10 protein-coding genes are annotated in these 10549 nt (G+C 63.0%); all 10 read left to right on the top strand.

The window, feature by feature from the left end; genetic code table 11:
* Nucleotides 1–276: CGNR zinc finger domain-containing protein (locus tag O7A61_RS28440; RefSeq protein WP_337132598.1), on the top strand; the 276-nt coding region annotated here is incomplete at its 5' end.
* Nucleotides 269–802, top strand: coding sequence for a hypothetical protein (locus O7A61_RS28435; RefSeq protein ID WP_337132597.1), 534 nt, complete (start codon nt 269–271; stop codon nt 800–802). The genes O7A61_RS28440 and O7A61_RS28435, both read left to right, overlap by 8 nt.
* A 217-nt stretch (nt 803–1019) precedes the next feature.
* Nucleotides 1020–4514, top strand: a complete 3495-nt coding sequence (locus tag O7A61_RS28430; protein WP_337132596.1) for an indolepyruvate ferredoxin oxidoreductase family protein — start codon at nt 1020–1022, stop codon at nt 4512–4514.
* 91 nt (nt 4515–4605) lie between these two features.
* A complete protein-coding gene (locus O7A61_RS28425; protein ID WP_337132595.1) occupies nt 4606–6921 on the top strand; it encodes a putative bifunctional diguanylate cyclase/phosphodiesterase in 2316 nt (771 codons plus the stop codon).
* A gap of 158 nt (nt 6922–7079) precedes the next feature.
* Nucleotides 7080–7850, top strand: coding sequence for an N-acyl amino acid synthase FeeM domain-containing protein (locus O7A61_RS28420; RefSeq protein WP_442921125.1), 771 nt, complete (start codon nt 7080–7082; stop codon nt 7848–7850).
* 122 nt (nt 7851–7972) lie between these two features.
* On the top strand, nt 7973–8122 hold the full coding sequence (locus O7A61_RS28415) for a DUF3096 domain-containing protein (protein WP_084636514.1): 150 nt from the start codon (nt 7973–7975) through the stop codon (nt 8120–8122).
* A gap of 163 nt (nt 8123–8285) precedes the next feature.
* Complete coding sequence (locus tag O7A61_RS28410) at nt 8286–8510, top strand: aa3-type cytochrome c oxidase subunit IV (protein ID WP_027142816.1); 225 nt, start codon at nt 8286–8288, stop codon at nt 8508–8510.
* Between the two features lie 88 nt (nt 8511–8598).
* Nucleotides 8599–9873, top strand: a complete 1275-nt coding sequence (locus O7A61_RS28405) for a Re/Si-specific NAD(P)(+) transhydrogenase subunit alpha (RefSeq protein WP_337132592.1) — start codon at nt 8599–8601, stop codon at nt 9871–9873.
* On the top strand, nt 9870–10298 hold the full coding sequence (locus tag O7A61_RS28400) for an NAD(P) transhydrogenase subunit alpha (protein ID WP_337132591.1): 429 nt from the start codon (nt 9870–9872) through the stop codon (nt 10296–10298). The genes O7A61_RS28405 and O7A61_RS28400 overlap by 4 nt, the downstream gene beginning before the upstream one ends.
* 6 nt (nt 10299–10304) lie before the next feature.
* Nucleotides 10305–10549: NAD(P)(+) transhydrogenase (Re/Si-specific) subunit beta (locus O7A61_RS28395; RefSeq protein ID WP_337132590.1), on the top strand; the 245-nt coding region annotated here is incomplete at its 3' end.

Genomic DNA, 10549 nt, shown 5'->3' with positions numbered 1-10549 from the left:
GCCGGCCGGACCGAGATCGGGGCGCCGGGACGGCCGTTCGGCGATCCGGCGACGCCGATCGCCTTCGAGGCGGCGCTGGCGGTTTCAGCTCTTTCACTGCTGCGCGACGACACGGTCGCGAGGCTCAGGATCTGCCCCAACTGTACCTGGCTGTTCGTCGACAGAAGCCGCAATTCCAGCCGCCTTTGGTGCGACATGGCGGTGTGCGGCAACAGGCAGAAGGCAAGCCGCCATTATCGCCGCCGCATCGCGGCCAATGAGGTCAGGAATGGCTAGAATTCTTTCCCGCTTGATCGTTGTTGGTGTAGCGCTGGTAGCGGCGATGGCGCTCGGCGCCTGTCGCGATACCGGCGGCGAGGGCAAGCTGTTCGAGGTTTCCGGCAAGATATTCATCTTCAACTACCGTCTCGCCAGGGCGACCTATGTCGTGACGCTGCGGCCCTTGCGGCCGATGGGCGAGGGTCAGGTGGCGGTCGCCAGTTTCCAGAATCCGGCCGGCGGCGCGCCCTTCGTGGTCGAACAGAAGATCTGGCCGAAGCTCGACAAGGTGAGCCTGGAAAGCCCGGCGCTCACCTGCGTCGTCAAGAACAAGCCCTATGCCATCGCCATCAGCATCAAGGGCGCCGACGGTGCCGTCCTGCAGACCATCGACACCACGCTGATGTCGACCGAAGACCAGTCCATCCTGCCTGACCGGCCATTGGTCATCGACCAGCTCTACACGGCCAATCCCGATCTCGCCGGCCATCCCGACGGCAAGCTGCCGGGCGAGCCGAAGCCGGACTGCTCGAAAGCCGGCTGACGCCTTCCGACGGCATCGATTTCGTCCGGAATTTTTGTGCGCCGTCGCGCTGTCGGCCCACGCTTTCATGCGCGGCCCGGCACCCGCCGGACTGTTTGTTGCGCGTTGGCTGGTCCTTTCGATTTTGTTTGACCTGTCTTGCAAGGGAAGAAAGGATGCGTCATCCGATCCCGACGTTGGCCGCTGCCGCGCGCGGCCTTCGCAGAGGAAATGCCTGATGACGCTGCATGATGTCGCGCTCGACGACAAATTCGATCTTGGCAAGGAGCGCATCTTCCTGTCCGGCGCGCAGGCGGTCATCCGCATGCTCCTGATGCAGCGCGAGCACGATCGCCGTGCTGGCCTGAACACGGCAGGCTTTGTCTCGGGCTATCGCGGCTCGCCGCTCGGCGGCCTAGATATGCAGCTTTGGAAGGCGAAAAAGCAGCTCGGCGAGGCCGATATCGTTTTCCAGCCTGGCCTTAACGAGGAGCTTGCCGCCACCGCCTGCTGGGGCTCGCAGCAGACGGAACTGTTGGGTGAGGGCACCCATGACGGCGTCTTTTCGGTCTGGTACGGCAAGGGTCCGGGCGTCGATCGTTCGGGCGATGTGTTCCGCCACGCCAATCTCGCCGGCTCGTCAAGATATGGCGGCGTCCTTGCGCTCATGGGCGACGACCACATGGCCGAATCCTCGACCAATGCGCACGCCACCGAATTCCTTTTCGTCGACACCATGGTGCCGATCCTGAACCCGGCCGGAGTCCAGGAGATCATCGACTACGGCCTGTATGGCTTTGCCATGTCGCGCTTCGCCGGCACCTGGGCGGCGATCAAATGCGTCAAGGACAATATCGAATCGACAGCTTCGGTCGATGCCTCGCTCGAACGGTTGAACATCGTCGTGCCGGATTTCGACATGCCGCCGGGTGGTCTCAACATCCGCCACGAGATCGACATGCTCGGCCAGGAAGAGCGGTTGCATGAGCACAAGCGTGCCGCGGCCTCCGCCTTCATCCATGCCAATGGGCTGAACAGGATCGTCTATTCGGGCGGCCGCAATCCGAAGCTCGGCATCATCACGCTGGGCAAGAGCTATCTCGACGTCCGCCAGGCGCTGGAGGATATCGGCATCGACGAAGCGGAAGCCAACCGCATCGGCGTGCGGCTGTTCAAGGTCGGCTGCCCCTGGCCGCTCGACCTGCAGCACATCGCCGAGTTCGCGCGCGGTCTCGACACCATCGTCGTCGTCGAGGAGAAACGCTCGCTGATCGAGGTGCAACTGCGCGAAAGCCTTTATGGCACCTCCACGCAGCCGGTCATCGTTGGCAAGAAGGATGAGCGCGGCGACTGGCTGTTCCCGGCCAAGGGGGCGCTGGACCCCAACGAGATCGCCATTGCACTGGGCGAGAGGATCGTGAAGACCATCGGCCCGTCCGAAGAGATTTCGGCAAGGGTCGCGAAGTTGCGCCAGTTCCAGGCGATGCTGAAGGACGCTACCGACATCGGATCGCGCACCCCCTTCTTCTGTTCGGGCTGTCCGCACAATTCCTCGACCAAGGTGCCGGACGGCTCGATCGCCGCCGCCGGCATCGGCTGCCACTTCATGGCGCTCTGGATGGACCGCAACACGCTCGGCTTCACCGCCATGGGCGGCGAGGGCGCGCAATGGGTCGGCCAGGCGCCGTTCTCGAAGCGCGGTCACATCTTCCAGAATCTCGGCGACGGCACCTACAACCATTCGGGCACGCTGGCGATCCGCTTCGCCCTGTCGAGCGAAGCCAACATCACCTACAAGATCCTCTACAACGACGCCGTCGCCATGACCGGCGGCCAGCCGCATGAAGGCGGGCTGACCGTGGACATGATCGCCAGGCAGGTGCGGGCGGAGGGCGTCGACCGCATCGCCATCGTCACCGACGAGCCCGACAAATATGCTGGGAAGGCCGAGTTTCCGGCGGGCGCGACTATCCACCACCGCGACGACCTCGATCTCGTCCAGCGCGAACTGCGCGAGGTCAAGGGCGTATCGATCCTGCTCTACGACCAGACCTGCGCCGCCGAAAAGCGCCGCCGCCGCAAGCGCGGCACTTTTCCCGATCCTGACAAGCGCGTCTTCATCAACGAACTGGTCTGCGAAGGCTGCGGCGATTGCGGCGTGCAGTCGAACTGCGTCTCGATCCAGCCGGTCGAGACCGAATTTGGCCGCAAGCGCAAGATCGACCAGTCGAGCTGCAACAAGGACTTCTCCTGCGTCAACGGCTTCTGCCCGTCCTTCGTCACCGTGCACGGTGCCAAGATCCGCAAGGCAGAAGGCCTGGCCGGCAAGACCGACCCGCTCGAAGGCGTACCGACACCAGTGGAATTCCCGCTCGGCGTCGAGGGTTGGGCGGCGATTATCGACGGCGTCGGGGGCACCGGCGTCGTCACCGTCGGCGCCGTGCTCGGCATGGCGGCGCATCTGGAGGACAAGGGTTGCGGCATGATCGACATGGCCGGCCTCGCCCAGAAGGGCGGCTCTGTGTTCACCCATGTCCGCATCGCCCGCACACCGGAAGACATCAATGCTATCCGCGTTTCGGCGGGCAAGGCCGACCTCGTGCTCGGCTGCGATCTCGTCGTATCGGGCGCCAAGAAGGTGCTGACGGCGGTGCGCGAGGGCCATACGATCTTCCTTGCCAACACCGCCGAGATCATGCCGGGCGAATTTGCCCGATCGGCCGATTTCTCGCTGCCGGTCGAGCGCCTGAAGAAGGCGATCCGGTCCGCCGCCGGCGACGACAAGGCCCATTTCTTCGACGCCACCCGTACCGCCACCGCACTGTTCGGCAATTCGCTCGGCGCCAATATGTTCATGCTTGGCTTTGCCTTCCAGCACGGTGGTCTGCCGCTCTCGGCCGAAGCCGTTGAAAAGGCTATTGAATTGAACGGCGAAGCGGTGGCGATGAACATCGCCGCTTTCCGGTGGGGCCGCCGCGCCGCACATCAGCCGGATTTTGTGCGCGGCCTCGTCGCCCAGCCGGGCTCAACCTTCGCCGACAAGACCGGGCACGCCGCGCCGGTCGCCGAGACGCTCGACGAGATTATCGCCCGCCGCATCACTTTCCTCACGGCCTATCAGAACGCTGCTTACGGCAAGCGCTACGCCGACAGGATCTCGACGCTGCGAGCGGCGGAAACCAAGGCCATGCCGGGTTCGACGACCGTGACCGAGGCCGCCGCCAAAAGCCTGTTCAAGCTGATGGCGATCAAGGACGAATACGAGGTGGCGCGGCTCTACACCGACGGCTCCTTCGCCGCCGAGCTTGGCAAGCAGTTCCAGAGCTATGAGAAGCTCGAATTCCATCTCGCGCCGCCGATCATGGGGCGTCGCGGCAATGACGGCAAGCCGAGGAAATCGAGCTTCGGGCCTTGGATGATGAAGGGCTTTCGCCTGCTGGCGGCGATGAAGGGCCTGCGCGGCACGGCTTTCGACCTGTTCGGCTACACCGCCGAGCGGCGCATGGAACGGCAATTGCTGGCGCAATACGAAGCCGATCTGCAGCTCGTGGCCAGCTCGCTGGCGCCGGGCAAAATCGAGGCCGCGGTAGCCCTGGCCTCGGTCCCGGCGCTGATCCGCGGCTATGGCCATGTCCGGCGGGCAAGCGCCGAAAAGGCGGCGGGCGAGCGCCGCAGGTTGCTCGACCGTTTTGCGGCGGCGCCGGCGAGGCCTGAACTCCAGGCCGCCGAGTGAGCCAAAAGCGCCCGAAAATCAGGCGTTTGAGCCCAAGCTAAAGGTTTTTTAATGGGACTATGCCAAGGCTGGGGCTCATTGGGCGCCAGTAATGGGCAGAACAAAAACCGATAACATCCCGGTGGATGTTTATATCCAGTTTGTGCGCTCGTTGTTCGACAACGCGCATATGCTGGTTATCGGCGCGCTTTGCCATGCCGTCATCAGCCTCATGGTCTACTGGCGCAACGGCCAACCCATCTTCCTGGTTCTCGCAGGCGCGCTGCTTGCCATCGGCGTCTGGCGCTACTTCAGCCTGCGGCGGTTCCACCGCTCGGGTGGCGTGATGCGCGACGCCGCCGATGCGACCAGGTGGGAGCGCGAATACATCCTGAAGGGAAGCCTTCAGGGGTTATTGCTGGGGTTCTTTTGCTTCATTTCCATCTATGTCTACTCGGATTCCTATGCCGAGATCGGCGCGCTGTCGGTAACGCTGTCCTCGCTGGTGACTGTCGTGGGCCGAAATTACGGCTCGCCGCGCATGGTCATGATCTTCGCGGTCACCTTCGTCGGGCCGATCGCCGCCGCCCTCATTCTCAGGTTCGACATCCCCTACGTCGTGCTTGGCCTGCTGATCATTCCGTTCATGTTCATCATCAAGGGCAGCGCCGACCATGTCCGCAACGTGCTGTTTTCGGCCGTTGTCGGACACAAGCAGGCGAGGCAGATCGCGCAGCGCTTCAATCGCGCCCTCAACACCATGTCGCATGGCCTCGTCATGCTCGGCCCCGATGGCAAGGTGGTCGTCGGCAATGCGGAAGCCGCCCGTCTGATGTCGCTCAAATCGCCGGACCAGTTGCTCGGACGGTCGATCCATTCGCTGCTCTTGCGCGGCGTCGCCGGCGGCATGCTCGCACCAAAGGACTGCCGCTATGTCGAGGCGCAACTGACGCGCGCATTGCGCGAAGGGCGCGACCGCAAGGTGCTGGTTTCCTTTTCCAACGGGCAGCACTTCGAATTCTCGGCGCGCGAGGGCAACCAGGAATTGGGCGTCATCACCTTCGAGGATGTCACGGCGCGTGTCGAAGCGGAAGAAAAGATCCGGTTCATGGCGCGCTACGACAACCTCACCGGCCTTCCGAACCGCGCCTATTTCCACGAACTGGTCGGCGAGTTGATGGCCTCGGGCGACCGCGATCGCATGTGCGGCCTGGCCGTGGTCGACCTCGACGATTTCAAGAGCGTCAACGACACGCTCGGCCATCCTGTCGGCGATGGCCTGATCTACGCCGTCGCCGAGCGGCTGGCGGCCATTGCCGGACAAGGCCTTACCGTCAGCCGCTTCGGCGGCGACGAGTTCATGCTGTTCTTCGATCGCATCGATGATGAGAGCCATCTGGCGAGCCTGCTCGACGAGATTTTCGCCGAGCTGCAGGGAGAGGTCGACGTCGCGGGCCATGGGTTGCGGATTCAGGCCAGCGCCGGCGCGGTGCTGTCCAAGGTCGACGAAATCGATGTCGACGCCATGATCGTCAAGGCGGACCTGGCGCTCTACAAGGCCAAGGAACTGGGCAAGAACGGTTGGCGGCTGTTCGAGGCGGCGATGGACGCCGCGTTCCGCAACCGCCAGCTGATGAAGGCGGATCTGCGCACCGCCGTGGAAAGCAGGGACCTGCGGGTCGTCTATCAGCCGATCGTGGCGATGAACACCATGCGCATCGCCAGCTGCGAGGCGCTTTGCCGCTGGGATCATCCCGATCTCGGGCCGATTTCGCCCGGCATCTTCATTCCGCTTGCCGAGGAGATGGGCATCATTTCCGAGATCAGCACCTTCGTGCTGCATGCGGCTTGCACCGAATGCGCCAAATGGCCTGACCAGACCAGCGTCTCGGTCAATCTCTCGGCCAGGGATTTCCGCAGCCGCGACGTCATCCAGAAGGTGCGCGATGCCTTGGCGAACTCCGGGCTCCCCGCTAGCCGCCTGGAAATCGAAGTCACGGAAACCGCGCTGCTCGACGACAAGTCCTTGACCCGCCAATATATCGAGGAACTGAAGCAGCTCGGCGTCCGCATCGCCCTCGACGATTTCGGCACCGGCTATTCAAGCCTGAGCTATCTGCACAAGCTTCCACTCGACAAGATCAAGATCGACCGGTCGTTCGTGATGGACATCACCCACAATCCGCGCTCGCTCGAGCTGTTGAAGGGCGTCGTCGACCTGATCCGCATCCTCGGACTCTCCGTCACCATCGAAGGTGTGGAGACATTCGAGCAGCTCAAGATTCTCATGCAATCGGTGAAGCCGGATCTTGTCCAGGGCTTCCTTTTCGGCGCCGCGCTCAGCGCGTCGGGCATCGAAACCATGTCCAACGTGACCTGGCCCTTCGCTGCCGAATTGCGGCCGCTCAAGAAGCGCGCCACCACCTGACATCGTCCTGAAGTCATTCGTCGAGAGGCATGATGCTCCCGTGCTCGTTATTTACGATCTGTTAACGTTAATTTAGGGTAAACGCGAAAGCTCGCAATTTTGCTTCTTGTTCCTCCAGCGCTTCGCTATGGTCGTTTGTGCGGCGGTACGAGGGTCAAATGGACAATAAGTTGGTGAGTAGGCCGCTGGCGGCGGCTGCGGGCAGGGACAAGAATCGTCCTTCGGTGTTTACAGATCACATCATGGATGTTCTGGAGCACGTGGAGTATCGCCTTTGCGATGGCGCCGAGGATTTGGAAGCGATCTATAAGCTTCGCTACAATTCCTACCTTCACGCCGGCATGGTAAAATCAGATGCTTCCCGCATGGTGAAGGACAGCTTCGACGATCTGCCCAATTCTTACCGCTTTGGCGTCTTCTTCGACGGCACGCTCGTCAGCACCATCAGAATTCACTACGCCAGCGCGAGGTATCCTGTTTCACCCAGCACCGATGTTTTCGGCGACGTGCTGTCACGGCGTCTGGCTTCTGGCGAGACGTTCGTCGACCCGAGCCGGTTCGCCGCCGATCTCGAGTGGTCGAGCAGTTTGCGGGTGCTTCCCTACATCACGTTGAGGCTGGCGGTGGTCGCCTGCAGCCATTTCAAGCCAACCTTTTGCCTGACGGCGATCAAGGAAGAGCATTCCGCTTTCTATCATCGCATCTTCCGTTCCGAGCAGGCGGTGCCGCCGCGGAATTATCCCGGACTTACCGTTCCCGTGCATCTGTTCCAGTCGAAATGCTCCGAGAACATGCAGGCGACGCTGGATCGTTTCCCTTTCTTCAATTCCACGGCGTTCGAGCAGCGCATGCTTTTCCAACGCCCCAGGCGGGGCGAGTTGGCGCCGCTGACCATTTTGCCCACGGCCAAGTATTTCGAGGCGGCCTGACCCCACGCCATTTCCGGGCCTTACGCCTCCTGCGGGTCGATGGAGCTTTCCAGGCCTGACCGCGTTGTGATTAGCGGCGTCGACGCGAGTTGATGCTTATCGCTTCTTGAAAGGACAACGACATGCATCTATCCCAGCTCGCGCTCACGCCGCTGATCTCGCTGATCGCCGGCGTGCTGATCCTGATCATGCCGCGGCTGCTGAACTATATCGTCGCGCTCTATCTGATCATCGTTGGGCTGCTCGGGCTTTTTCCTCACCTTGCTGGCTGAGACGCTGGGCAGGCCTCGCGCAAAACCCATCCCTGCGGGCATCGGCCCGCCTGTTTCTATTTTCCCTTGAGGCAGTTGTCGGCTGCGATGCGGCAATAGCGCCATTGCTCTCCGCGTGGCTTTTCGGTATGTGCCTGAAAGATGTCTTCGAAGGGGTATTCCTATGGCTGAGCATACGCCGAGCGGTCCTGCAGAACTGGGCGCGAAGATGGACTATGCCGAGCATGACCGCACCTATGCGGGCTTCCTGGCGCTGGCCAAATATGGTTCGCTCTTCTGCGGTGCGCTTCTTCTGGCGATGGCTTTCGGCTTCTTCGCGGGCGGGTTCTTCTCTGCGCTGATCCTGTTCGTGCTTATTCTGGCCGTCGGCGCCTTCATTCTGCGATAGACCTTCCAAAAACCCTCTTGCGGTTGAAGTAGCCGGATATCCCGGCCGACACTTCGCGCAGACAGGTTCCAGCCGAAAGGATCATGCGGTGGGACAGACGGTTTTCATCCCTCGTGAGCTCGATGCGAACGAGCCGCGCGTTGCCGCTTCGCCCGATACGGTGAAGCGGCTGGCGGGGCTGGGCTTCGACATCATCGTCGAAGCCGGTGCCGGTACCCGCTCGCGCATCCCCGACGAGGAGTTTGCCAAGGCAGGCGCTGCCATCGGCAAGGCCGCCGATGTCGCCAAGGCCGATATCGTGCTGAAGGTTCGCCGGCCAACGCATGCCGAGCTGAAGGGCTACAAAGCCGGCGCCGCGGTGATCGCCATCATGGATCCCTACGGCAATGATGCTGAAGTCGCGGCCCTTGCCAAAGCCGGCGTCACCGCCTTCTCGATGGAGTTCATGCCGCGCATCACCCGCGCGCAATCGATGGACGTGCTGTCCAGCCAGGCCAATCTTGCCGGCTACCAGGCGGTGATCGAGGGAGCCGCCGAATATGACCGGGCGCTGCCGATGATGATGACGGCCGCGGGCACGGTGCCGGCGGCGAAGGTCTTCATCATGGGCGTCGGCGTCGCCGGCCTGCAGGCGATCGCCACGGCGCGCCGTCTCGGCGCGGTCGTCACCGCCACCGACGTTCGGCCCGCCGCCAAGGAACAGGTCGCCTCGCTCGGCGCAAAATTCCTGGCCGTCGAGGACGAGGAGTTCAAGGCCGCCGAGACCGCGGGCGGCTACGCGAAGGAAATGTCGAAGGAGTATCAGGCCAAGCAGGCGGCGCTCACCGCCGAGCATATCGCCAAGCAGGACATCGTCATCACCACGGCGCTGATCCCAGGCCGGCCGGCGCCGAAGCTTGTCTCTGCCGCCATGGTTGCCTCGATGAAACCGGGCTCGGTGATCGTCGACCTCGCCGTCGAGCGTGGCGGCAATGTCGAGGGTGCCGAGCCGGGCAAGATCGTCACCACCGCCAAAAATGTGAAGATCGTCGGCCATCTCAACGTGCCGGGTCGCATCGCGGCATCCGCCTCGCTGCTCTATGCCAGGAACCTGTTCGCATTCCTCGAGACGCTGGTCGACAAGACCACCAAGACGCTGGCCATCAACCGCGAAGACGATCTGGTCAAGGCGACGATGCTGACCGATGGCGGCAAGGTCGTCCATCCGGCCTTCGCCAAGGCCGACCAGCAGCCTTATATCGAGCCGCCCGCGATCCCGGCCACGACCATGGTCGCCGATGCTTCGGCTGCGCCGAAGAAGTCAGCGACCCGGAAGACCGCCGCATCCAAGTCACCCTCGCCGAAGCCGAAAGGGACCGCGTGATGGATCAGACCTTGCAGAAAGCCCTGGACCAGCTCGACCAGGCGAGTGCCGCCGTCAGGCTCGCGGTGCAGAACCTGGCCAATGCCCCGGGTGGCACTGAGGTCGCCGGTGACGCCGCGCACGCGCTGTCGGGCGGTGCCATCGATCCCTTCGTCTTCCGTTTCGCCATCTTCATCCTGGCGATCTTCGTCGGCTACTACGTCGTCTGGTCGGTGACCCCCGCACTGCACACGCCGCTGATGGCGGTCACCAATGCCATTTCCTCGGTCATCGTCGTCGGCGCGCTGCTCGCGGTCGGCATAGCGGCCTCCGGCGTCGCCGCCGGCTTTGGCTTCGTCGCGCTGATGCTGGTCTCGGTCAACATCTTCGGCGGCTTTCTCGTCACCCAGCGCATGCTGGCGATGTACAAGAAGAAGGACAAGTAGAGCGCCATGAACGCCAACTTCGCGTCCTTCCTCTATCTGGTTTCCGGCGTCCTGTTCATCATGGCGCTGCGCGGCCTGTCACACCCGACCACCAGCCGCCAGGGCAATCTCTACGGCATGATCGGCATGGGCATCGCCATTGCCACCACATTGGCGCTGGCAGTCCCGTTGGTCCCGTCGGCCGGCCGCTACGGCCTGATCGTGCTCGGTCTCGCCATCGGCGGCGGCGTCGGCGCCGTGACCGCGCGCCG

The sequence above is a fragment of the Mesorhizobium sp. Cs1321R2N1 genome, from assembly GCF_037179725.1.
GTDB lineage: Bacteria > Pseudomonadota > Alphaproteobacteria > Rhizobiales > Rhizobiaceae > Mesorhizobium > Mesorhizobium salmacidum.
The sequence above is the reverse complement of the archived record's forward strand: the minus strand, read 5'-3'. Positions and strand labels throughout refer to the sequence as shown.

Coding starts and splice junctions, on each gene's coding strand:
- O7A61_RS28435 (WP_337132597.1), top strand. CDS start 269: ATGGCTAGAATTCTTTCCCGCTTGATCGTTGTTGGTGTAGCGCTGGTA.
- O7A61_RS28430 (WP_337132596.1), top strand. CDS start 1,020: ATGACGCTGCATGATGTCGCGCTCGACGACAAATTCGATCTTGGCAAG.
- O7A61_RS28425 (WP_337132595.1), top strand. CDS start 4,606: ATGGGCAGAACAAAAACCGATAACATCCCGGTGGATGTTTATATCCAG.
- O7A61_RS28420 (WP_442921125.1), top strand. CDS start 7,080: ATGGACAATAAGTTGGTGAGTAGGCCGCTGGCGGCGGCTGCGGGCAGG.
- O7A61_RS28415 (WP_084636514.1), top strand. CDS start 7,973: ATGCATCTATCCCAGCTCGCGCTCACGCCGCTGATCTCGCTGATCGCC.
- O7A61_RS28410 (WP_027142816.1), top strand. CDS start 8,286: ATGGCTGAGCATACGCCGAGCGGTCCTGCAGAACTGGGCGCGAAGATG.